This is a genomic window from Actinoplanes sp. NPDC051861 (assembly GCF_040681145.1).
Lineage (GTDB): Bacteria > Actinomycetota > Actinomycetes > Mycobacteriales > Micromonosporaceae > Actinoplanes.
This window is the reverse complement of the sequence record NZ_JBFAYE010000036.1, coordinates 31923-53717: the sequence shown is the minus strand read 5'-3', so window position 1 is coordinate 53717 and position 21795 is coordinate 31923. Positions and strand designations below refer to the sequence as shown.

The 21795-nt window shown below is 70.7% G+C and carries 22 protein-coding genes; 13 read left to right on the top strand and 9 right to left on the bottom strand.

All coding sequences use genetic code 11. The annotated features are described in order from the left end of the window. Positions 1–124: 124 nt before the first annotated feature. Positions 125–451, top strand: coding sequence for a hypothetical protein (locus AB0M02_RS45840; RefSeq protein WP_364238829.1), 327 nt, complete (start codon positions 125–127; stop codon positions 449–451). Between the two features lie 88 nt (positions 452–539). On the opposite strand, the gene AB0M02_RS45835 is transcribed toward AB0M02_RS45840, so the two are convergent. Beyond that, positions 540–1172 (bottom strand): carbonic anhydrase, encoded by a 633-nt coding sequence (locus tag AB0M02_RS45835; protein WP_364238828.1) that lies wholly within the window; start codon positions 1170–1172, stop codon positions 540–542. Between the two features lie 170 nt (positions 1173–1342). On the opposite strand from AB0M02_RS45835, the gene AB0M02_RS45830 reads away from it, so the two are divergent. Further along, complete coding sequence (locus AB0M02_RS45830; RefSeq protein WP_364238827.1) at positions 1343–2308, top strand: alpha/beta hydrolase; 966 nt, start codon at positions 1343–1345, stop codon at positions 2306–2308. Between the two features lie 302 nt (positions 2309–2610). Continuing rightward, positions 2611–4731: an AAA family ATPase gene (locus AB0M02_RS45825; protein ID WP_364238826.1), complete on the top strand. Its 2121-nt coding sequence runs from the start codon at positions 2611–2613 to the stop codon at positions 4729–4731. Between the two features lie 4 nt (positions 4732–4735). Here AB0M02_RS45825 and AB0M02_RS45820 read toward each other — a convergent pair whose 3' ends face one another. After that, positions 4736–5668, bottom strand: a complete 933-nt coding sequence (locus AB0M02_RS45820) for a superoxide dismutase (RefSeq protein WP_364238825.1) — start codon at positions 5666–5668, stop codon at positions 4736–4738. Between the two features lie 132 nt (positions 5669–5800). Here AB0M02_RS45820 and AB0M02_RS45815 point away from each other — a divergent pair, with 132 nt between their 5' ends. From AB0M02_RS45815 to AB0M02_RS45800, 4 genes are read left to right on the top strand one after another with little or no spacing between them, the layout of a single operon-like run. Continuing rightward, positions 5801–6712, top strand: a complete 912-nt coding sequence (locus AB0M02_RS45815) for a cation diffusion facilitator family transporter (protein WP_364238824.1) — start codon at positions 5801–5803, stop codon at positions 6710–6712. Between the two features lie 51 nt (positions 6713–6763). Beyond that, positions 6764–7075 carry a hypothetical protein gene (locus AB0M02_RS45810; RefSeq protein WP_364238823.1) on the top strand — a complete coding sequence of 104 codons (312 nt, stop codon included), beginning with the start codon at positions 6764–6766 and terminating at the stop codon, positions 7073–7075. 56 nt (positions 7076–7131) lie between these two features. Beyond that, positions 7132–8076 (top strand): PfkB family carbohydrate kinase, encoded by a 945-nt coding sequence (locus AB0M02_RS45805; RefSeq protein WP_364238822.1) that lies wholly within the window; start codon positions 7132–7134, stop codon positions 8074–8076. A gap of 26 nt (positions 8077–8102) precedes the next feature. After that, positions 8103–8939 carry a 5'/3'-nucleotidase SurE gene (locus AB0M02_RS45800; RefSeq protein WP_364238821.1) on the top strand — a complete coding sequence of 279 codons (837 nt, stop codon included), beginning with the start codon at positions 8103–8105 and terminating at the stop codon, positions 8937–8939. 9 nt (positions 8940–8948) lie between these two features. Here AB0M02_RS45800 and AB0M02_RS45795 read toward each other — a convergent pair whose 3' ends face one another. Then, complete coding sequence (locus AB0M02_RS45795; RefSeq protein ID WP_364238820.1) at positions 8949–9299, bottom strand: STAS domain-containing protein; 351 nt, start codon at positions 9297–9299, stop codon at positions 8949–8951. A gap of 288 nt (positions 9300–9587) precedes the next feature. Between AB0M02_RS45795 and AB0M02_RS45790 the strand changes: the two genes are divergently transcribed. The 4 genes from AB0M02_RS45790 to AB0M02_RS45775 all read left to right on the top strand — a co-directional run bounded on the left by AB0M02_RS45790 (position 9588) and on the right by AB0M02_RS45775 (position 13313). Then, entirely contained in the window at positions 9588–10013 is a 426-nt protein-coding gene (locus AB0M02_RS45790; RefSeq protein ID WP_364238819.1) for a hypothetical protein, read from the top strand. 237 nt (positions 10014–10250) lie between these two features. Continuing rightward, positions 10251–11702 (top strand): serine/threonine-protein kinase, encoded by a 1452-nt coding sequence (locus AB0M02_RS45785; protein WP_364238818.1) that lies wholly within the window; start codon positions 10251–10253, stop codon positions 11700–11702. A gap of 36 nt (positions 11703–11738) precedes the next feature. Further along, positions 11739–12617: a MerR family transcriptional regulator gene (locus AB0M02_RS45780; protein ID WP_364238817.1), complete on the top strand. Its 879-nt coding sequence runs from the start codon at positions 11739–11741 to the stop codon at positions 12615–12617. A 63-nt stretch (positions 12618–12680) separates the two neighbouring features. Next, positions 12681–13313, top strand: coding sequence for a hypothetical protein (locus AB0M02_RS45775; RefSeq protein WP_364238816.1), 633 nt, complete (start codon positions 12681–12683; stop codon positions 13311–13313). Positions 13314–13373: 60 nt separating this feature from the next. Here AB0M02_RS45775 and AB0M02_RS45770 read toward each other — a convergent pair whose 3' ends face one another. The 3 genes from AB0M02_RS45770 to AB0M02_RS45760 form a co-directional block, all read right to left on the bottom strand. Beyond that, positions 13374–15158, bottom strand: coding sequence for a 5'-nucleotidase C-terminal domain-containing protein (locus AB0M02_RS45770; RefSeq protein ID WP_364238815.1), 1785 nt, complete (start codon positions 15156–15158; stop codon positions 13374–13376). A gap of 25 nt (positions 15159–15183) precedes the next feature. Further along, positions 15184–16821: an arginine--tRNA ligase gene (argS, locus tag AB0M02_RS45765; RefSeq protein WP_364238814.1), complete on the bottom strand. Its 1638-nt coding sequence runs from the start codon at positions 16819–16821 to the stop codon at positions 15184–15186. Positions 16822–16964: 143 nt separating this feature from the next. Continuing rightward, a complete protein-coding gene (locus tag AB0M02_RS45760; RefSeq protein WP_364238813.1) occupies positions 16965–18197 on the bottom strand; it encodes an MFS transporter in 1233 nt (410 codons plus the stop codon). Between the two features lie 50 nt (positions 18198–18247). On the opposite strand from AB0M02_RS45760, the gene AB0M02_RS45755 reads away from it, so the two are divergent. After that, the gene (locus tag AB0M02_RS45755; RefSeq protein WP_364238812.1) at positions 18248–18685 is read left to right on the top strand and encodes a protein phosphatase; all 438 of its coding nucleotides are present in this window, start codon (positions 18248–18250) and stop codon (positions 18683–18685) included. Here AB0M02_RS45755 and AB0M02_RS45750 read toward each other — a convergent pair. From AB0M02_RS45750 to AB0M02_RS45740, 3 genes are read right to left on the bottom strand one after another with little or no spacing between them, the layout of a single operon-like run. Next, on the bottom strand, positions 18658–19044 hold the full coding sequence (locus tag AB0M02_RS45750) for a hypothetical protein (RefSeq protein ID WP_364238811.1): 387 nt from the start codon (positions 19042–19044) through the stop codon (positions 18658–18660). The genes AB0M02_RS45755 and AB0M02_RS45750 overlap by 28 nt on opposite strands. Next, positions 19041–20228: an extracellular solute-binding protein gene (locus AB0M02_RS45745; RefSeq protein ID WP_364238810.1), complete on the bottom strand. Its 1188-nt coding sequence runs from the start codon at positions 20226–20228 to the stop codon at positions 19041–19043. Before AB0M02_RS45745 ends, AB0M02_RS45750 begins: the two co-directional genes overlap by 4 nt. A 10-nt stretch (positions 20229–20238) precedes the next feature. Further along, positions 20239–20661 carry a MarR family transcriptional regulator gene (locus AB0M02_RS45740; RefSeq protein ID WP_364238809.1) on the bottom strand — a complete coding sequence of 141 codons (423 nt, stop codon included), beginning with the start codon at positions 20659–20661 and terminating at the stop codon, positions 20239–20241. A 59-nt stretch (positions 20662–20720) separates the two neighbouring features. Between AB0M02_RS45740 and AB0M02_RS45735 the strand changes: the two genes are divergently transcribed. Beyond that, positions 20721–21779, top strand: coding sequence for a substrate-binding domain-containing protein (locus tag AB0M02_RS45735; protein WP_364238808.1), 1059 nt, complete (start codon positions 20721–20723; stop codon positions 21777–21779). Positions 21780–21795 lie beyond the last annotated feature (16 nt).

The window sequence follows — 21795 nt, the reverse complement described above, 5'->3', positions numbered from 1 at the left end:
CCGCCGTAGTGGCATAACCTGTGCAACGGCCTTACCTGCTCCGACGGCACGGTCCAGCGGCCGTCGTGTAGAGTTGCTACGGCCTTTTTCTTTGCTCTTCTGCTTTCCTTCAAGGAGTACCGCCGTGGCGAGCAACACCTCAAAGACCGCCCGCGCATCAGTCCGCGCCGGACAGAGTGCCGGTGGCGCTCTCAGCGTGCTCGGTGAGTACAAGTACCTCATCCCGCTCGCCAACGGCCGTTTCGCGTACGTGCGCAACCTGACCAACGGCAAGACCACGCACCTCAAGACCGACTCCGACGCCTTCGTCGAGGAGATCCGGACGCTGACCGCCGCCGGTCACGGCGCCAAGATCCGCGCCGAGCTGACCTCGCTGCACGAGACCTCGCCCGAGGACGGGTGGAACGCCACCGAGAAGCGTCTCGTCGACGCCGGCGTCTTCGAGGGCTGAGCACCTCACCGCTGACGCGAGAAAGGCGCCTGCCGGTCATCGACCGGGAGGCGCCTTTTCGCACTTACTGATGATCAGGTCAAACTGATCAAGCTGCGGACTGGTCCTCGGACTGGTCGAGGAACTCCACCCAGCCCGTGTCGAGGTCGTACACCGCACCCTCGACCCGCAGCTCGCCGGCCGCGATCGCCGTGGCCAGGCTGCCGACCAGGCGCAGCCGCTCGACAGTGCGCGCCACGTGCACCCGCACCGCCTTCTCCGCCGCGTCCGGGTCGTCGACCCCGGCCTCGCGCACGGCCGGCGCCAGCTGATCCACGAGGTAACCGACCTCGCCCTCGGAGACCGTTCCCGCCCGCAGCGCGTCGACCGTCGCGTTCACCGCGCCGCACCGCTTGTGGCCGACCACCATGATCAGCGAGACGCCGAGCTTCGCGACCGCGAACCCGACCGAACCGATCAGCGACCGGTCCAGCACGTGCGCGCCGGAGCGCACCACGCAGATCGACCCGAACGACTGGTCGAAAATGGCCTCCAGCGGCACCCGGGAGTCGATGCACCCCAGCACGACCGAATGCGGCTGCTGCCCGCCCGCTGTGGCGGCCGCCTGGGTCACGTCGTGCCCGTACCGGGGGGTTCCGTAGACAAAGCGCTTGTTGCCCGTGATGAGCCTGCTCAAGGCGTCGGCGGGGCTGATGACCTGGGCATCACGGGTCGGCGTCATGACGACGATTTTCGTCGGCCAGGGGCGACTGAAAAGTGATTGCGAGGTAACTCACTGTCTTGCCCACCAGAGTCGGAAGTCCTGTCCGAAAGAAGTGGCGAAACGGGTGATCGCGAGTGATGCTTATTACCCGTGGGTACAACGGGGCCGTGAACCACACGGAGGTGCCCATGCCGCAGCGTTCGGCAATCCGGCTCAGCGACGGCGTCCGGCTGCACGTCGAGACGTCCGGACCGGTGGACGCCCCGGTCACCGTCGTGCTGCTGCACGGCTGGTGCCTCGACCGGCGGACCTGGCAGCATCAGGTCACCGCGCTCGCCGGGATCGGCCGCAAGGCACCTCGCGTGATCGCCTACGACACCCGCGGCCACGGCCGCTCCGGCGCCACGCGGCGACGCTCGGCCACCCTGGGCCAACTCGGCGACGACCTGGCCGAGGTGCTGCGCCGGTTCGCGCCGTCCGGTCCGGTGGTGCTGGCCGGCCACTCGATGGGCGGCATGACGATCATGGAGTACGCCCACCGTCACCCGGACGAGTTCGCCTCCCGCGTCGCCGGACTGTGCTTCGTCTCGACCACCGCCGAGGGACACACCCACACCCGGTACGGCCTGCCCCCGCACGTGGCAAGCGTCCTGCGCGCCGGTGAGACCCTCGGGGCCGGCCTGCTCGCCCGCTCCGGTGCCTGGTGCCCGCACCGTGCCGTGCTGCCCGCCCTGCGCCCGGCCCTGCGCTGGCTGCTCTTCGGCGACGACTGCTCCGAGGAGGCGCTGCGGCAGACCATGCGCTGCGTGGGCCGCGCGCCGCTCCGCTCGATCGGCGGCTTCCGCGCGTCGATCGGCGCGCAGCAGCGCCTCGCCACCCTGGCCGCGCTCGCCGAGCGCGGCGACATCCCGTCCGCCGTCCTGGTCGGCTCCCGGGACAGGCTGACCCCGCCGGCCTGCGCCGAGTCGATGGCCCGGGCGCTGCCCTGCGCGGAGGTGGAGGTCATGCCCGGCGCCGGGCACATGCTGCCGCTGGAGCGGCCGGACGAGGTCTCCGCCGCTCTGATCAGGGTGGTCCGCCGGGTGATCCGGGAGGCCAAGCGGTCCCGCCGCGCGACCGCGACCTCCGAGACCCGCTGCCGCAAGGCCGCCTAGTCGTTTCTCCCGCGTGTGGAGTTCGGCCCACCCAACGACCCAAACTCCACACACGGAACGTCTCACGGCCCACGTGTGGAGTTCGGCCCACCCAGCGACCCGAAAGCCACACGCGGGTGCGGGGTTGCGGCGACGATCGTGGGGAAGTTCGAGGTGCGGTTCGACGCGGCTTGCCGGACAGGAGTAAGTTCGATTGCCCCCTTCGCGCAAGCGCCGGTGGCGCGAACGGGAAACGCGGGCCTCGAGCGCGGCCGTCATGGCGGCGGGTGCTCGCGGTGCGCAGGACAGGGAGAACAGCCGACTTGAGCGACGCCACCGTCCTTCAGCAGGAGATCGCGGTCGAGCAGCAGCACGTGGACCGGGTTTACACCCGCCTCGCCGAGTTGCGCCGGGACGCGTCCCGGGCCGAGAAGGAGGGCTACCGCCTGGCCGGCGTGGGCACCTTCGGCGCCCTGGTCGAGCGCGACGCGATGGTCTATCACGCGGCCCGCCGCCGGCACGCCCTGGACACGGAATACGAGGGGCTGGTCTTCGGCCGCCTCGACCTGCTGGCCGGCGCCACCCACTACGTGGGCCGGATGGGCATCCGCGACCAGGACTCGAAACCTCTGGTGGTGGACTGGCGCGCCCCCGCCGCGGCCGCGTTCTACCGGGCTACCGCCGCCGAGCCGCTCGGCGTGGTCCGCCGCCGGATGATCCAGTCCAGCCGGGAGCGGGTCATCGGCATCGAGGACGACCTGCTCGACCCGGACGCCGCACCGGCGGACATGCGGGTGGTCGGCGACGGCGCGCTGCTGGCGAGCCTGGCCAAGGCGACCGGCCGGGGCATGCGGGACATCGTCGCCACCATCCAGCGCGAGCAGGACGAGGCGATCCGCTCCCCCGCGTCCGGCGTGACGATCGTGACCGGCGGTCCGGGCACCGGCAAGACCGCCGTCGCGCTGCACCGCGCGGCGTACCTTCTCTATTCCGACCGCAGCCGGTTCGCCGGCGGCGGCATCCTGGTGGTCGGCCCGTCCGGGGTCTTCGTCGAGTACATCGCGACCGTCCTCCCCTCGCTCGGCGAGGAGACCGCGACGCTGCGCTCGCTCGGCTCGCTGGTGCCCGGCTGGGACGCGACCAGGGTCGACCCGGGCCCGGTCGCCGCGATCAAGGGCTCGCTGCGGATGCGCCGGGTGCTGGAGCGGGCGTCGCACGACGCCGTGCCGGGTGCGCCGACCGAGCTGCGCCTGCTCTACCGGGGCACGCTGCTGCGGCTGGGCGCGAACGATCTGGACCGGATCCGCCGCCAGGCGCTGCCGCGGGGCGCGCGCCGCAACGAGGTGCGCGGGCACGGTTTCGACCGGGTCTTCGACGCACTCTGGGCGCAGGCGCGCGAGCACCGGGTCACCGGCCTGCCGGAGAAACGCGAGTTCGAGTCGGAGCTGGCCGACCGGGGCGACTTCCGGGAGTTCCTGAAGGCGTGGTGGCCGCGGTTCACCCCGATGCGGGTGCTGCGCTGGCTGGCCGAGGAGAAAAGGCTTCGGGGGTACGCGAACGGACTCCTCTCCCGCGACGAGATCGCCACCCTCCAGGGCTCGTTCGACGCGCTCGCCACCGAGGGCCCGACGATCGCCGACCTGGCGCTGCTCGACGAGCTGGACGAGCTGATGGGCCGTCCCCGCCAGCCGCAGCGCAGGACGAAGAACCCGTTCCACGTCCGGGACGGCATCCAGGAGGTCAGTACGTACGCGGACCGCCAGGCAGCGGCCCGCGCCCAGCAGGTGCAGCGCGACGAGGACTACCGGGAGTACGCCCACGTCGTCGTCGACGAGTCGCAGGACGTCTCGCCGATGCAGTGGCGGATGATCGGCCGCCGCGGGTCGTACGCGTCCTGGACGATCGTCGGCGACCCGGCGCAGACGGCCTGGTCCGGCGACCCCGCCGAGCTGGACCGGTCCCGCGACCGCGCCCTGGGCACCCGTAAGCGCAACAGCTACGCGCTGACCACCAACTACCGCAACTCCTCGGAGATCTTCGAGGTGGCCGCGCGGGTGATCCGCACGATCATGCCGGATCTCCCGCTGCCCTCGGCCGTACGCAGCACCGGCGTACCACCGGTCGACGTCGTGACGACCGTCGAGGGCCTGCCGGAGTCCGTCCGTGAGCTGACCGAGAAGCAGCTCACCGAGGTCGACGGCACGATCGGCGTGATCATGCCGGTGCCCCGCCGCGACGAGGTGGCCGGCTGGGTCGCCGGGCTGCCGGAGCGGGTCCAGGTGGTCACCGCGCTGGAGGCGAAGGGTATGGAGTACGACGCCGTGGTCCTGGTCGAACCGGCTCAGATCGCCGTCGACCAGGCCGGGATCCGCACCCTGTACGTCGCCCTGTCGCGTGCGACGCAACGGCTCACCACGGTGGGCACGGATCCCGGCTGGATCTGACGGGTCAGGGAATCGGCACGGCGACCGCGTTGTATGTGGTCTCCGGCGTGGGCGGGGTGGTGAACCGCGCGTTCGGCAGGTAGAACCGCTTGCCGTACTCGGCGATCGTGGTCGGGATGTCGAAGCGCGGGTCGCCGGTGCGGGACAGCACGTCACCCTCGGTCGCGGACCGGTCCAGCTTGATCTTGGTGATCACGTTGTTCCGGTTCTCCACCACGTAGAGGGTCCTGCCGCGCAGCCACAGGCCGTCACCGAAGTTGACCAGCTCGCCGGCCAGGTCGATCTCGCTGGTCACGCCGGTCCTGCTGACGCGGAACAGCTTGCCGGTGTTGGACTGCACGATGATCAGCGCGCGGCCGTCCGGCGTGGCGCTGATGCCGTTGGCGTTGTTGCCCTCGCCGAGCACGAAGTCCCCGGTGAGCGGCACCGCCAGTGCCGACGCGGGCAGTTTTCCGTGCCGCCCGAAGGGCAGTTTGAACAGCACGGCGTTACGGGAGTCGGTGAACCACGCCGCCTCATCGGTGACGATCACGTCGTTGATGAAGGCGGTCGTGCCCACCGGCTGCAGCTGGTAGGACTTCAGCACCGCGCCGGTCCGCAGATCGAGCACGCGGGCCGTGCCGGCGGTGCCGCCGGAGACGAAGAGCTTTCCGCCGGCGACCTTCAGGCCCAGCGACGGGTTGCCGGCACCGGGGCCCTCGCTGAAGGTGGCGCCCTTTCCGGTGCGCAGGTCGACGCGGTAGATGTCGCCGTCCACGCGGGAGCCGAAATAGGCGTAGGGCTTCTCGCCGATGGCGACGCCCTCGGGCTGGAAGCCGCTCGGCAGGGTGATTGTGTCAGGTAGTGCGCCGGTCTCGGCCGCGGAGACCGGCTGGGCGGTTACGGTCACCGCCAGAGCGGTGCAGAGAAGAACGTTCGCAAGGGTACGACGAAGCACGAAACTTCCTTTCCGATGCGTAACGGGTCATGACGATTCCAGCGCGTGGGAGCGTGCCGCACAACTGATTGCACATATAGCGATGTACGCATACATTGGCGAGGGCCCGCGCGACGACGGAAGGTAGACGACATGGGAGCCGGCCACGACCACGGCACCCGGGCGGCCTCAGGAGCCCGGCACCGCAAGCACCTCTGGTGGGCGGGTGGGCTGCTGACCGTCTTCATGGTCGTGGAGGCGGCGGCCGCCTGGTTCACCGGTTCGCTCGCCCTGCTCTCCGACGCCGGTCACATGTTCACCGACGTGCTCGGCATCGCCATGGCTCTCGCCGCGATCACCGCCGCGGGCCGGGCCGGCACCGACTCCCGCCGCACCTTCGGGCTCTACCGTCTGGAGGTCCTGGCCGCCCTCGCCAACGCCGTGCTGCTCGCCGGCGTGGCCGGATACGTGCTGGTCCAGGCGGTGCGCCGGTTCACCGACCCGCCCGACGTGCCGGCCGGCTGGATGCTGGCGGTCGCGCTCGCCGGCATGGCCGCGAACATCGTCGCGTTCGCCCTGCTGCGCTCCGGCGCGAAAGAGAACATCGCGGTCCGGGGCGCCTACCTCGAGGTGATCGGCGACCTGCTCGGCTCGGCCGGCGTCATCGTGGCGGCGCTGATCATCTGGCTCACCGGCTGGGCGTACGCGGACCCGATCGTCGCCGTCGTGGTCGCCCTGATGATCCTCCCGCGCACCTTCGCGCTGGGCCGCTCGGCGGTCCGCATCCTGGTCCAGGCCGCGCCCGAGCACGTCGACATCCCCGCGGTACGCGCTCGCCTGGCCGCCGTCCCGGGCGTCTGCGACGTCCACGACCTGCATGTCTGGACGCTGACCTCGGGCATGGACGTCGCCTCCGCGCACCTGAGCCTGGACCCCGCCGCGGAGCTGGGCGCGGTGCTGACCGTGGCCCGCGAGGCGCTGCACGAGGACTTCGCGATCGACCACGCCACCCTGCAGGTCGAGCCGGCCGGCGACGGCCGCCACTGCATCCCGACCGGCTGGTGAACCGCGCCGGAGGTATGGCGATCATCACACCCCCGGGGCGATCATCGATGGATGTCATCGACGATCGTTCATCAACCGAGGGTGGTCTGGGACGCGGCCCGCGCCTTCGTGCGCGCCGCCGGTGGACCGCGGGCCGCCGAGTTCGCCCACCTCGTCCGCGACCTGCTCGGCCCGGACGTCCAGGAGGCGTTCACCGCCACCCGTGACCACCTGGCCGCCGAGTCCGCCCGGACCGGCGGCGACCGGGGCGCTTTCGACCTGGAGGCGGGCAAGTGGCGGATCCGGCTGGACGAGTTGCTCCGTGCCCGTCCCGAGCTGACGGAGCCGGTCAGGGAGCTGACTGGCCGGGGATTCGAGTCATAGAGCGGGGCATCTGTTCTTTTTGCGATCCGCCACGCCGGATGCGCAAAAAGATGACAATGCGAGACATGAGTGACGCCCGTGTCATGGTCTTCGCGCCGGCGCCCCAGCTGACGGTGACCATCGAGCAACACCACGACGAGCCGGAGCTGCACGTCCATCCCGGCGGGCAGGGCATCTGGCAGACGCGGATGATCACATCGCTCGGTGCGCAGGTGACGCTCTGCGCGGCCGCCGGCGGCGAGGTGGGCCGGGTGCTGAGCCCGCTGCTCGCCGACCTGCCCGGCGTGACCCTGCGCCTGGTGATGCGCGAGCACGGCAGCGGGTGGTACGTGCACGACCGCCGTGGCGGCACCCGTCAGGAGATCGCCGAGCGGCCGGGCACACCGCTGTCCCGGCACGAGCTCGACGAGCTCTACAACCTGACGCTCGCCGAGGGCCTGCGGGCCGGCATCGCGATCCTGAGCGGCCCGGCGCACCCCTCGGTGATCAAACCCGAGGTCTACGGCCGGCTCGCCGCCGACCTGCGGGCCAACGGGTGCAAGGTGATCGCCGACCTGTGCAGCCGGCACCTGGCGGCCGTCCTGGAGTCCGGCATCTCGGTCCTGAAGATCAGCCATGAGGAGCTGATCGCGGACGGCACCGCGCCGGACGGCTCCACCGAGTCGCTCACCAAGGCGCTGATCCAGCTGCACGAGAGCGGCGCCGAGTCGGTGGTGGTGTCGCGGGCCGACATGGGCGCGCTGGCGCTGTTCAACGACGAGATCTACACCGTGGCGCTCCCCCGGCTGACCCCCGCCGAGCACCGCGGCGCCGGCGACTCGATGACGGCCGGCGTGGCGGCGGTGCTGGCGCACGGCGGCGCGATGGACGAGGCGGTCCGCACCGGTGCGGCGGCGGGCGCGCTCAACGTCACCCGCCACGGGCTCGGCACCGGGCACGTGGACGCGGTGCGCGTACTGACCGAACGGGTCGAGCTGACCCCTCTCCGGAAGGCATCATGAACGGCGGAACGGGCCATCAGGCTGCTATGCGAATCCTGATCACCAACGACGACGGCATCGAGGCGCCGGGCATCCGATGGCTGGCCCGGGCGGTCGCGCACGCCGGCTACGACGTGGTGGTGGCGGCGCCGCTGAGCGAGTCGAGCGGTAGCAGCGCGTCGATGACCGCGGTGGTGCAGGACGGCAAGATCTGCTTCGAGGAACGCGAGCTGGCCGGTGCCAAGAACATTCCGGCGTACGGTGTGGCCGCCTCACCGGCGTACATCGTGCTGCTGGCCCTGCGGGAGGCGTTCGGCCCGGCGCCGGACATCGTGCTCTCCGGGATCAACCGCGGTGCCAACGCCGGCGCCGCCGTGGTGCACTCCGGCACCGTCGGCGCGACACTGACCGCCTCGCACGCCGGCCTGTACGGCCTGGCCGTCTCGCTGGACGTGCTCACCCCGGCGGCCGCATCGGCGTCGAGCGGCGGCGCCGCCATCGCCGCCCTGGACCGTATCGACGACGAGCAGCACCACTGGGCCAGCGGTGCCGAGCTCGCGGTCCGGCTGCTCCCCTCGCTGCTGCACACCCCGCCGGGCACGATCTTCAACCTGAACGTCCCGGACCTGCACGTGGACGGCATCCGCGGGCTGCGGCAGGCGTCGCTCGCCCGGTTCGGCCAGGTGCAAATGAGCATCGCCGAAGCGGGTGACGGTTACGTCCGCACCGCCGTGCAGGCGGCCGAGGAGGACCTCGACCCGGGCAGCGACCTGGCCGCCCTGGCCGACAATTACGCCGTGATCACGCCGATCCGGGCGCCGCACGAGGACACCAGCGTGCGGATCAACGTGGACGCGATCCGGGTGCAGAGCCCGGCGATCTGAGCCGTGACGTCACGCGCCGGCGGCGGTCACGGCCTCCTCGTAGGGCTGTGGGTTGCCGAAGAGCCCGAGCAGGCCGGTGACCCAGAGCTGGCGGTGCGCGAAACGGCTGGGCCGGGTGACGACGAGCTTGACGCCGCTCACACCGGCGAGCTGGTGGGCTGCCACGAGGGCGCTGATCCCGACGGAGTCGATGAAGCTCACGTGCCGCATGTCGAGCTCGATGCGTGTGCACCCGCCCTCGGACAGTTGAGCGGCAACCGCTTCACGAATCTCATACGCGTTCTCGACATCGATCTCGCCGCGCGGCGAGACCTCAACCGCGCCGTCGGCCAGCGTCGACGTCGTTATCGACAGCGTCACGCCTCTTCCCTCCACCCACCCGGCGTCTCCGGGCGTTGTTCCTCTGTTCGCGGGCCGCCGCCTTAACCTGCTTGAGCAGGGCAAAGGACTACCCCCGGAAGGTTCGGTGAAACTGACCGAAAGGTTAGGCGCCGAACCTGTCAGCCACCTGAGTGGCCCGTGTGAACGTGGTCAACACTACTGCGGCGGGTCAAATCGTTTTCGAACCGTGATGACGTCCACAACGGACGTTTGCTCCACTCTGGAGAGGGTATGGCGACCCTGAAGGGCCACCGCAGGAGGTAAGCGATGTTCTCGAGCAGGAAGAACAGGGCCGAGCGGACGGCGAGCCAAGCGTGGGAGCACCTTTCCGCGGCCATGGCGACGGCCGGCGAGGCCGGGAAACATACCGCCGGCAGCGCCACCGGCGCCGCATCCGATCTGGCCGGCAGGGCGAGCCGGAAGAGCCGGAAACTGGCCGATCGGGCGGGTGACCGGGTGAGCTATGTCACAGACGAGGCGCTGTTCCGGGCGAACGCCGCCGCGAACGCTCTGGCCGGGCGCAAGCCGCGACGGCCGTGGGGCCTGATCGCCGGCGTCGGCCTGATCGGCCTGGCCATCGGCTGGGCGGTGGCCGGCACCGCGCGGGCGGCCCTGGAGCGGCAGGCCGAGGAGGAGCAACTCGAGCTGGCCGAGACCGCGATCGTGGTCACCCCGACCTACGACGAGACCTGACGGCCGGGGTACCACCGAGGGCGCGGGCCGGCCTGCTCCCCGGTGGTACCTCGCCGCTGCGAGCCGGGGCTCCTCTGAACAGCCGGGACTGCCCGGCCGGACGCCGGGCGGGGCGCCCGTCCGGTGGCGGATCCGGCCACCTCTGCTGGCCTCCCGCAGCTGAACACGGCTCTGTACAGTTGAGCGGCATTCGGCTTGCTCCGCGGCACCCTGCCGCCTGATCAGATAGGTCCGCTGGTGCTCAGTGCGGGAAATCTCCTGGACAACCGGTACCGGTTGGACGAGCGAGTGGCCACCGGCGGGATGGGTGACGTCTGGCGAGGCACCGATGTGGTGCTCGGCCGCACGGTCGCGGTGAAGGTGCTCCGCACCGCGATGCTCGAGGACCCGGAGTTCGCCACCCGGTTCTACGGCGAGGCCCGGATGATGGCCGCCTTCCGCCACCCCGGCGTCGTGGAGGTCTACGACTACGCCAGCGACGGTGACTACGACGGCCCCGAGCAGGTGGCATACCTGGTGATGGCGTTCGTGGAGGGCGAGCCGCTCTCCACCCGCGTCAAGGAGGGCCAGATCGGCGTCGCCGAGACGATGTCGATCGTGGCGCAGGCCGCCGACGCGCTGCACGCCGCCCACGAGAACGGGATCGTCCACCGGGACGTGAAGCCGGGCAACCTGATCGTGAAACCGACCGGCGCGGTGATCCTTGTCGACTTCGGCGTCGCCCGGTCGAACGCCATGACCAGCGTCACCGGCCTCAACGCGATCGTCGGCACCGCGCTCTACATGGCTCCCGAGCAGGTCGCCAAGGGCAACCTGACGCCGGCCACGGACATCTACGCGCTCGGCGCCGTGGCCTATCACTGCATCGCCGGCCGCCCGCCGTTCGACGGCGACAACGCGCTGCAGGTCGCGCTGCGCCACCTGGAGGACGAGCCGGACCCGCTGCCCGCCCACGTCCCGGACGACGTGCAGGACCTCATCGCCAAGGCGATGGCGAAACAGCCGTCCGACCGGTTCCAGAGCGCCGCCGAGTTCGCCGAGGCCGCGTTCGCGGCGGCCGGCCCGCTGGACTGGAAACGGCTGACCGGCACCACCCTGCCCTCGCCGGTGAGCCCGGCGGCACGGTTCGGCACCGGCCAGTTCCCGACCACCCCGGTCAGCCCGGCACGCGGGGGCCAGTTCCCGAACAGGCCGCTGAGCCCGGCCGCACCCGGTGGCGTGCCCATGCCGCGCAACGTCCCGTCGCAGCGTGGCCGCCCGGCCGGGCAGCGCGCCCTGATGATCGCGATCCTGGCCCTCTTCGCGGTGGCCGGCAGCCTCGGGCTGATCTTCGCGCTGCAGGCCGGCAACGAGACACCGTCCGGCAATCCCGGGCAGCAGGCCGAGGTCGAGCAGACGCCAGACACGCCGGAGCTGAGCGAGGAGGTCGTGCCCTCCACATCGCCCACCACCCGGCGCACCGTCCGGCCGACCAGGCCTCGCAACTCCGAGACCAGCTCCACGCCGAGCCCGTCCGCGGACTCGCCGAGCCCGACCGGCACGCCGACGACCGACCCGACCACGGACCCGACGACGACCGGCCCGACGACCGATCCGACCACGACCGGCCCCACGACCGACCCGACCACGACCACGCCGACGACCGACCCCGAGCAGCCCGGGACCGGTGGGGGCGCGGCCGGGGCTTGACCCTGACACAGTGTCAGGGAGGACGGTGGAGCGACCATGTTGAGCATCGGAGACTTCGCCGGCCTGGGCCGGGTTTCGGTACGCATGCTGCGTCACTACGACGCGATCGGCCTGCTGCGACCCGCCCACGTCGACCCGCACACCGGCTACCGGTGGTACACCGCCCAGCAGTTGAGCGTCCTGAACCGGGTGCTCGCCCTCAAGGATCTCGGCTTCAGCCTGTCCGACGTGCAGGCCATGATCGACGAGAAGCTGGACATCGGTGAGCTGCGCGGCATGCTGCGGCTGCGCCGGGCCGAGTTGGCAGCGCGGGTGCGGCGGGACAATGCCCGCCTGGCCCTGGTCGACGCCCGTCTCCGGCTGATTGAAACGGAGGGGCACATGGACACCGCTGACGTCGTCCTGAAGCACATCGCGGCGATCCGGGTCGCGGAGCTGTCTGCCACCGCACCCGGCGGCTACGACGATCCGGCCTCGATCACCGAGAACCTGACACCGCTCTATCCCCGGCTCATGGATCTCATGGAGGCGGCCGGGGTGCCGATCTGCGGGTCGCCGATTGCGTACTACCGGCCGGCGCCGACCGGGCCGGGCGACGAGACGATCACGGTGCACGCCGCGTTCCCGATCGGCGAGGTGGAGGTGACCGGCGCGACCTTCGACGTCGTCGTGCTGCCCGCCTTCGAGGCCGCCACCGCCCTGCATCGCGGTTCGATGTCCGAGGCGTTCCGCACCGGTCAGGCGATCGCCACCTGGATCGACGACAACGGCTACCGCACCGACGGGCCCGGCTTCGCCCGCGAGGTCTACCTGGACTGCCCGCCGGACGACTTCGACAAGTGGGTCACCGAGATGCAGGTCCCGCTGGACAGCACCGTGATCGCAACCCGGGAAGCCGAATCCTCAACTCGGTGATCACGCGGCCGATCTAGGCGGCGGCACGGGATCGCAACCGTGCCGCTACCGAGAGGCCCGCGCATGACAGTTCAGACTCCACCGGAGCCGGGTCACTACCCGACGGCTCCGCCGTGGGCGAGCCCACCCGCTCCGGCACCCGCGGCGGAGCCGGCCGCACCGCTGTACGGCGGGCTGGTCCCCCCGTACGGCGATCCGGAGAACAAGCACGGTCAGCTGCTGGTCAAGTTCCCCGAGGAGGTCCTCGCATCGGGTCGGCCGGAAGCACCGTCGTGGGTTCCGGTGGTGGTCCTGACGTTCTTCTTCAGCCTGCTCGGTGCCGTCTCGGCGATGCGGCGTGCCGCCAAGGCCCGCCGCTACGGCCGGAACCGCGCGCCGTACTGGATCGCGTTCGTCACGACGTTCGTGGTGGCCGGTGGTTTCTGGACAGTTCTGACCTCGATGGTGGCGGTGCCGTACTACCTGCAGGTGCGGCAGAACGCGGTCACGAAGGTGCTGCAGGGCGAGATTCTCAAGGACGGCCGGATGCGTACGGCCATCGGCTCCGAGATCTCCGACCCGCAGTGCAGCCCCGAGGACGAGCAGCCCTCGGGCGGCCTGACGACGTACCTGTGCACCTTCAAGCTGGCCGAGGGCGGGCGGGCCTCCCGCTTCGTCCGCGCCGACGACAGCGGCAACTGGGAGCTCACGAAATAACCCGTGTGTGGATTTCGGCCTCCGTACGAACCCGAAATCCACACACGGGGGTTTGACGACTCAGAACGTGATCGGGACGCCGTCGCGGACGAGCTGCCAGTTCTTGACGAAGAAGTCGGCCGGGTCGATGACGCCCCTGGCCTGCGCCCAGTCGATCAGCAGCTGGCGGATCTCCTGCTGCTCGTTGTAGACCTGGGTCTTCACGATGCCGGGGAAGCTGCCGCCGCCGGAGCGCCGGTAGTTGTTCACCGCCACCACGAACCGCGCGGCCGGGTCGACGTCCACGCCGCCGATCTGCAGGCGGGTGATCCGGCTGCCGACCGGCTTCGCGATGTCGATGTCGTAGTCGACGCCGGAGAACACGTCGTAGTTGTAGTCCGGCACCGCCGGGTCGCTGATCGTCGCGGGGTCGACCGGCGCGCCCGGTGCGAGCGTCACGAAGAACTTCGCCGAGTACTCCAGGTACGCCTTCACCTCGGCGGCGGTCAGCACGACCGCCTCCAGGGTGTTGTCGTAGATGTAGAGCCCGGCGACGTCCTTGATCTTGACCTCGCCCTGCGGGAACACCGCGGTACGGCTGAACGGCGCGGCGATCGACAGGACCGGCAGCGACGCGTACTCGGTGCCGGCCAGTGCCGCCGTGACGGTGTCGGTCTGCACCTTGTTGATGTAGTCGAGGATCGGGGTGTCCTCGTACCGGGAGGTCGCCGCGGAGAGCGTCTCGGTGGAGTTCGCCACGACCTGGTTCACGTACGCCACGGTCTTCTCGTGCTGCCTGCGCACGACAGCGAGGACCTTCGGGTCGGCCTCGACCGTGTTGGTGTTGAGCGTCGTGGCCGCCTTCGACGTGATCTTCCAACAGCCCTTCTCGCGGACCAGGTCGAAGTCCATCTTGGTGAGCCGCATGCCCCACCGCGACGGCTCGGAGAGCAGCACCTGCTCGCCGGTCGTCAGGTTGGTGACGAACCGCTCCGGCACCTCGCGGTGCGCGTGACCGAACAGGATCGCGTCGATGCCGGGCACCTGCTCGGCGATCAGCGCGGTCGGGTTCTCGTTGGGCAGCTCCGGGCCGTAGCTGGAGGTGCCGCTGTCACCGCCGTGCGCGGAGATGAACACGACGTCGGCGCCGCGGGCCCGCATGATCGGCACCCACTTCGCGGCGGTCGCGATCATGTCGGTGAACTGGATCTTGCCCTCGACGTTGGCCCGGTCCCAGATGGCCGAGCCGGGGTTGGTGAGACCCAGGATGCCGACCCGCAGCGTCGGTCCGTGCCGGCCGACGGAGACCTTCTTGATGACGTACGGGGTAAACGCCGGCTTACCCGTCTTGACGCTGATGGCGTTCGCCGCCAGCGCCGGGAAGCCCAGTTGGCGGATCCACAGGTTCAGCAGCGGCAGCCCGTAGTTGAACTCATGGTTGCCGAGGGTGACCGCGTCATAGTCCAGCACGTTCATGGCGCGAGCCATCGGATGCTTCTCGCCGGTCTCGGTGATCGGCTCCTGCTTGGCGTAATAGGTCGCCAGCGGTGTGCCCTGAATGGTGTCGCCCGCGTCCAGGACCAGCACCGGACCGGTCGCCTCGGCGCGCAGCTTGTTCACCAGGGCGGCCAGCTTGGCCACGCCGACGTCGTTGTGAGCACTGTCGTCGTACTCCGCGTCGCGGTAGTAGTCCCAGTTGTAGACGTTACCGTGAGTGTCCGAAGTACCCAGCACGGTGAGCCGGTATGTCTGCGGGTGCTTGCCGCCGCCGGCCTGTGCCGGGTCGGCGAGCACGAGCGGTGCGGCGGCGGTAGCCGCGGACGCGGCGAGTACGCCACGCCGCGATATCCCGTGAGAAAGGTTCATACCGAGGGACCCTAACTCTCGTCGATCAGATCTCCTGCAACACCGGCAGTCCGAGGAGGTCCATTCCCTGATGGAGGGTGCGTCCGGTCAGGGCGGCCAGGGCGAGCCGGCTCGCGCGCACCGGCCCCTCCGCGCGCAGCACCGGGCAGTGCTCGTAGAACGTCGAGAACGCGACGGCCAGGTCGTGCAGGTAACCGGTGAGCCGGTGCGGCTCGCGGTGGGCACCCGCGGCGCACACGGCCGGTTCGAACCCGAGAAGAACCAGGCCGAGGGCACGTTCCTCCGGGCGGGACAGCACGATCGGCCCCGGTTCGGCGCCGGCTTTGCGAAACAGGGAGGAGATTCTGGCGTACGCGTACTGCAGGTAGGGCCCGGTGTTCCCGGTCGACGCGAGCATCCGGTCCCAGTCGAAGACGTAGTCGCCGCGCCGGTCGCCGGAGAGGTCGGCGTACTTGATCGCGGCGAGGCCGATCTCGGGTGCCGACGCACGGGCGACCGCCTCGTCGAGCAGTTCGGCGAGCCGCACGGTGTCACCGGCCCGCGTCTTGAGCATCTTGCCGTCCGCGCCGAGGATCGAGCCGAAGCCGATGTGCTCGGCGCTGACCGTGGCGGGCAGCCACCCGGCCTCCCGTGCCACCGCGAAGACCATCTGGAAGTGGATCCGCTGGGGTGTGCCGACGACGTAGAGCAGCTGGGTCGCGCCCAGGTCGTCCACCCGCCTCCGCAGGGCGGCCAGGTCGGTCGCGGCGTACCCGAAACCGCCGTCGCCCTTGCGGACGATCAGCGGGAGCGGAAGTCCGTCGCGGCCGGGAAATCCGGCCGGGAATGCGCACAGCGCGCCGTCGCTGAGGTGCAGCAGGCCTTTCGCATCCAGGTCGGCGACGACGCCGGCCAGGTCGTCCTGGTAGCTGCTCTCCCCCGCGAAGTCGTCCGGGCCCAGGCTGACGCCGAGCCGTTCGTAGACGGCCAGGAACGCCCGCTCGGACTGGGCGACCAGCCGCCGCCACAGCTCCCGGGTCGGCTCGTCGCCGGCCTGCAGCGCCACCACCCGCAGCCGGGCCCGGGTCCGGAATTCCTCGTCACCGTCGAACCGTTTCCGGGCCGCCTGATAGAACGCGGTCAGGTCGCCCAGCGAATAATCGCCGTCGGCACCGGCCAGGTGCTCGATCAGCATCCCGAACGGTGTGCCCCAGTCGCCGAGATGGTTGATCCGGTGCACGTCGTGGCCCTGCCACGCGAGGATCCGGGCCAGCGCGTCGCCGATGATCGTCGAGCGCAGGTGGCCGACGTGCATCTCCTTGGCCACGTTGGGCCCCGAGTAGTCGACGACGATGCGAGCCGGGTCCGCGACCCGCGGCACGCCCAGCCGGGTGTCGCCGGACAGCGCGTCGAGCGCGGCGGTGATCAGGTCGTCGGTGACGGTGAGGTTGAGGAAGCCCGGTCCGGAGACGGCGACCTCGGCGAGACCGGTCAGATCGACCCGGGCCGCCACATCGGCGGCGACGTCGCGGGGCGGGCGGCCGAGCTGCCGGGCCAGGGCGAGCGGCGCGGCGGACTGGAAGTCGGCGTGCGGCGAGACCCGGACGGCCGGGTCAACCGGCGCGCCGGCGACCGCGGTCAGAGCGGGCGCGAGCCGGTCGTGCAGGAGCGTTTCGAGATTCATGGTCGACCCCATCGAGACGTCGGACGGGTCGCACCGATCGCTGTCCAGCGCCGGCGGGTGACGACCCGCCGGGTGGAAAGCAGAGCTTCAGCGGCGGCCCTCGGGACGCCGGCGTCGCACGCTGAAGCAGAACATGGGCCGGACTATAGCTGGTCGCGGTGCGCGATCCGAGTCATTTGCGGCCAGAGCAGAGCCAGGAAGACGACCGAGGCGCCGAATGCCGCCCAGAACGGCGCGACCAGGCCGTACTGCCTGGCCAGCAGTCCGCCCGCCGCCGAGCCGATCACCAGACCGCCGAAGACGCAGATCGTGTTCACCGCGCTCACCCGGCCCTGCAACTGCTCGGGAACCGCGCGCTGCCGGACCGTGGTCGAGGTGGTGCCCCAGATGAACGCGTGCGCACCGAAGAGGAAGAACACCGGCAGCGCCACCCAGGGCGAGGTGGTGGCGGCCAGGATCAGGTGGGTCAGCGTCTCGATGATCAGGCCGATCCGCATCAGGTTGCCGAGGCTGATCCGGGCGGTGAGCCAGCCGTACAGGGCGGTGCCGAGCATGCCGCCGGCCGCGGAGACCGCGGTGACGACGCCGAAGCCGATCGAGCCGAGTCCGATGTGGTCGCTCGCGTAGAGCACCAGCACCGACCAGGCGGCGCCGAACGCCAGGTTGAAGACCAGGATCGTCAGGCAGAGCGTGCGGACCGGCGGATGGTGCAGGACCCAGCGGCAGCCCTCGATGATCTCGTGCCGCACGGACCGGCCGGCCTCCCCCACCGCCCGGCCGTGAGGCGGCAGTGACACCCGGCTGACCAGAACCATCCCGGCGAGGACCAGCAGCACCTCGGTCAGCAGCGGCCAGGCCCGGCCGACGGTGAACAGCACGGCGCCCAGCGGCGGGCCGGCCAGCTGGTTGAGCGTGATGAAACCGGTCTGCAGCCGCGCGTTGGCCACCGCCAGGTCGTCGCGGTGCACCAGCATCGGGGTGAGCGTCCCGGTCGTGTTGTCGGCGAACACCTCGGCCGTGGCGATCAGGGCGAGCCCGATCAGCGCCGCCGCTACCGGGAGCCGGCCGGCCGCCAGGGCGGCGATCATCGCGACCAGCACGACCGCGCGGAACGCGTTGGCAGAAAGAACGATCGTTCTGCGGTTGTGGCGGTCCGAGAGCACTCCGGCCCAGAGGCCGCAGATCAGCGGCGGTGCCCAGGCGGTCATGGCGGCCAGCGAGATCAGGAACGGGTCGGTGGTGAGCGAGGCGACCAGCAGCGGGCCGGCCGCGGCGGCGATGCCGTCACCGAGATTCGTCGTCCAGGAGGAGGCGAGCAACCACCGGAATCCGGTACCGAGCCGAGCGGGGACGAGGGTCTGGAGGAGCGCACTCACAAGGTGAGCACACTACGTGGATCCGCCGATTCCGCGACATGATTTACGGCATGACCACGAGCGGCTGGGACAAGGACGGCGCGGGGGTGCTGGCGCTGCCGTCGGGGCGGCTGATCCGGGGCCGTGGGCTGCGCGAACCCATGCCGTCCGGGCATCCGCCACAGTTCGGGGTCTATCTGCTCGGCTCGGCGCCGCCGGAGTTCGGGTGGAGCGGCCGGTGGATCAGGTGGCCCGACTTCTGGTTGCCGTCCGATTCCGCGTACGCAAGAAAGGCCTTGATCGAAGCCTTGAGCCGCACCGAGGGTGAGCGTGTCGAGATCGCCTGCGGGGGCGGTCGTGGCCGGACCGGCACCGCGCTGGCCTGCCTCGCCGTGCTGGACGGCGTCCCACCGCGCGAGGCAGTCGGGTTCGTGCGCCGCCACTATCACCCGCGAGCGGTGGAAACGCCCTGGCAGAAGCGTTACGTGGCGCGGTTCTCCTCGGACTGAACGTCCTTGGACTCGGCGGCGGCCCGGATCTGCGCGGAGAGCTTGAGCGACTCCTGGTAGGAGAGGTATGCCAGGGCCATGGTGACCACACCGAGGACCGCGGCCGTGACACCCGCCAGCTGATCGGCGAGGCTCGGACCGAGAAGGCCCACCGCGACGATCACCACGGCGACAGCGCTGAGCAGCACCAGCAGACCGGCCCGGACCCGGTTGTCGACCAGGCGCGCCTTCGGCGTCTGCGGCTGGGAGCGACCGCCCCGGAGCGCCGCCGCGATGATCCACTCGATGACCACGATCAACGCGATGCCGAACGAGACGAACAGCGAGACGTGCCAGCCCTGCAGCCCGGATCCGGTCATCGCAACGCCTCCTGCATGTCCTGCACGAACCGCTGGGTGAGCTGTTCGCCCTGGTAGAGGTACGCGTGCGTGTGCTCCTTGAAGCGCTGCGCGAACGCCGCGTAACCGGAGTGGACCGGCCGGGGCCGCGCGCCCTCGACGGCGTAGCGGACGATGCTCAGCTGCGGCGCGGCGTCCTCCAGCTCCTCGTCGATGTAGGCGTCCAGGCCGGTCGGCGCGAAACCGTACGTCGCGAGCAGCTTCTGTGCCGGCGTGTCGGTCAGGAAGTGGATCACCTGCTCGGCCTCCTCCCGGTGCGGGGTGTCCCGGTCCACCGCGAGGCTCTGGCCACCGAGGACACCGACCGGCAGCCGGCCCAGACGGATCGCCGCGGTCTCCGGCTCGGCGCTCTCCTGCCGGTCCACGCCCGGGAACCAGACCGGCCAGTTCCGCATGTAGCGCAGGTTGTCCCGCTGGAACGCCCGGACGGTGTCCTCCTCGCCGGTCTGGGCGTCGACCTTGCGGGACCGCAGGGCGTCGGCGAGCGGCGCCAGCGCGGTCTTCCACTGGCCGAGGCTGTACGAGACCACGCCGTCGGCGTCCAGGATCGCGTCGTCCTGGGCCAGCGCGTGTTCGAGGACGTTGATCACGAACGCCTCGTCGGTCTGCACGCCGACGGTGTCCAGCTGACCGGTGAAGCTGCCGGTCGCCAGCACGTCGTCGAGTCCGGGCTCGGAGTCGGCGGCCCGCTTGTCGGCGACCCGCCGGTAGAGCATGCCGACGTCGGCGTTGAACGGGACCGCCCAGAGCCGCTCGGTCTCCCCCTCGACCTGGCACACCCGGCGCACCGGGCCGAGCAGGGAGATGTCGTTGCGCGGCACGATCGGGTCGATGCGGCCGGCCTCGGCGAAGCGCGGGATGTGGATGGCGTCCAGGTTGTAGATGTCCGCCCGGTTCTCGGTGAACTTGGCGAACTGGTCCTGGGTGGAGCTGTTGATCTCCTTGGGCACGATCCGGACGTCCGGGTGCAGGTCGTTCCAGAGGTTGATCAGGAGGTTCCGGCCGCCACCGGTCGGCTCGGCGCCGGTCGCCAGCGTCAGGGTGACGGGCTCCCGGCGGGTGAGCAGATAACCGGTGGCGGCGGAGAGCATCCCGGCGGTCAGCACTCCGGCCAGGAACGACCGTCGCGAGTAGAGCTCCGCCATGTGATGCACGTTACTCGATATGGACCTCGGCCGTGTCCAGTGCGGCGATCAGGGTGCCGAGCCGCCCGAGCAGCTCATCGTCCGCGGGCAGGCCGGCGACGCTGCGCCGGATCTCCGCGTCGATCCGGTCGTGCAGGCGGCGGCCGCGCGCCGACAGGTGCACCCGGATGCGCCGCCGGTCCACGTCGTCGCCCCGGCGGTAGACGAGGTTCTCCTCCACCAGGTGGTCGATCAGCCGGGTCAGGCTGCCGGGCGGCAGGAACGCGAGGTCGGAGAGCTCGGTCATGAAGTGGCCCCTGCCGTCGGCCAGCACGGTGACGACACGCCACGCGTCCATGGAACAGCTCTCGGCGTCGAGGAAAGTCGCCAGGCGGCGGGCCAGCAGCCGCTCGGCGCGCGTCAGCAGGTACATGAGGTCCGTGGATCCCCGCATCGTCGGGATGGTACCGAAACTGTCTTCACCTCGGCGCGACGATCCAGGACCATGAAGCGATGTCGCCTCCCGGCACCTTCGACGTGGCGCTGGTCGTGCCGCTGCGGGGCCCGGCCGGCATCTTCGGCCCGAGCGCGGAGCTCTGCGCCGAACTCGCCGCCGAGGAGATCAATCAGGCCGGTGGGGTGCTGGGCCGTGAGCTGCGCCTGATCCCGGTCGACGGCGGCGCCGCGCCGCAGGCCGTCGGCAGCGAGGTCGCGGCGCTGGTCGAGTCCGGCGCGGTACAGGGCGTCACCGGGTGGCACATCTCCTCGGTCCGGCAGGCGGTCGCACCCAGGCTCGCCGGGCGGGTGCCCTATGTCTACACCGCGCTCTACGAGGGCGGCGAACGCGCCGAGGACGTCTTCCTGACCAGCGAGACCCCGGACGTCCAACTGTTCCCCGCGATGCGGTTGCTGCGGGACGAGCGCCGGGCCCGCCGCTGGTTCATCGTCGGCAACGACTATGTCTGGCCGCGCCGGACAGCGCAGGCGGCCACGCTCTTCGCGCACTCCGCCGGGATGACCGTGGCCGGCGAGAGCTACGTCCCGCTGGGCACCTCGGACTTCACCGGCGTGCTGCGGCGTATCGAGCGGTCCGGCGCGGACGCCGTACTGATGCTGCTCGTCGGCACCGACGCGGTCCGCTTCAACCGCGCCTTCGCACGGTCCGGCCTCGCCGGGCAGTGCCTGCGCCTGAGCACCCTGATGGACGAGAACATGCTGCTGGCCAGCGGCGCGTCCACCACACAGGACCTGTTCAGCACGGCCGGCTTCTTCGCCTCGATGGTCACGCCGGAGAACCTCGACTTCCACGGCCGGTACGCGGACCGCTTCGGCGCCGAGGCACCGCCGCTGGGCAGTCTCGGCGAGTCCTGTTACGAGGGTGTCCTGCTGCTCGCGGCCCTGATCGAGCGGGCCGGCGCGACGGACCTGCGCGCGATCGGCGCGAACGCCGAGTCGGTGTCCTATGAGGGCCCACGCGGTCTGCTGCGCCTGCACGAACGCCACGTGAACCAGCGGATCTACCTCGCCCAGGCGCGGGGTGTGGAGTTCGACGTACTGACCCAGCTGGTCTGACGGCCCCGGCTCTTAG

Coding starts and splice junctions, on each gene's coding strand:
- AB0M02_RS45835 (WP_364238828.1), bottom strand. CDS start 1,172: ATGACGCCGACCCGTGATGCCCAGGTCATCAGCCCCGCCGACGCCTTG.
- AB0M02_RS45830 (WP_364238827.1), top strand. CDS start 1,343: ATGCCGCAGCGTTCGGCAATCCGGCTCAGCGACGGCGTCCGGCTGCAC.
- AB0M02_RS45815 (WP_364238824.1), top strand. CDS start 5,801: ATGGGAGCCGGCCACGACCACGGCACCCGGGCGGCCTCAGGAGCCCGG.
- AB0M02_RS45810 (WP_364238823.1), top strand. CDS start 6,764: ATGTCATCGACGATCGTTCATCAACCGAGGGTGGTCTGGGACGCGGCC.
- AB0M02_RS45805 (WP_364238822.1), top strand. CDS start 7,132: ATGCGAGACATGAGTGACGCCCGTGTCATGGTCTTCGCGCCGGCGCCC.
- AB0M02_RS45800 (WP_364238821.1), top strand. CDS start 8,103: ATGCGAATCCTGATCACCAACGACGACGGCATCGAGGCGCCGGGCATC.
- AB0M02_RS45790 (WP_364238819.1), top strand. CDS start 9,588: ATGTTCTCGAGCAGGAAGAACAGGGCCGAGCGGACGGCGAGCCAAGCG.
- AB0M02_RS45780 (WP_364238817.1), top strand. CDS start 11,739: ATGTTGAGCATCGGAGACTTCGCCGGCCTGGGCCGGGTTTCGGTACGC.
- AB0M02_RS45775 (WP_364238816.1), top strand. CDS start 12,681: ATGACAGTTCAGACTCCACCGGAGCCGGGTCACTACCCGACGGCTCCG.
- AB0M02_RS45770 (WP_364238815.1), bottom strand. CDS start 15,158: ATGAACCTTTCTCACGGGATATCGCGGCGTGGCGTACTCGCCGCGTCC.
- argS (WP_364238814.1), bottom strand. CDS start 16,821: ATGAATCTCGAAACGCTCCTGCACGACCGGCTCGCGCCCGCTCTGACC.
- AB0M02_RS45755 (WP_364238812.1), top strand. CDS start 18,248: ATGACCACGAGCGGCTGGGACAAGGACGGCGCGGGGGTGCTGGCGCTG.
- AB0M02_RS45750 (WP_364238811.1), bottom strand. CDS start 19,044: ATGACCGGATCCGGGCTGCAGGGCTGGCACGTCTCGCTGTTCGTCTCG.
- AB0M02_RS45745 (WP_364238810.1), bottom strand. CDS start 20,228: ATGGCGGAGCTCTACTCGCGACGGTCGTTCCTGGCCGGAGTGCTGACC.
- AB0M02_RS45740 (WP_364238809.1), bottom strand. CDS start 20,661: ATGCGGGGATCCACGGACCTCATGTACCTGCTGACGCGCGCCGAGCGG.
- AB0M02_RS45735 (WP_364238808.1), top strand. CDS start 20,721: ATGTCGCCTCCCGGCACCTTCGACGTGGCGCTGGTCGTGCCGCTGCGG.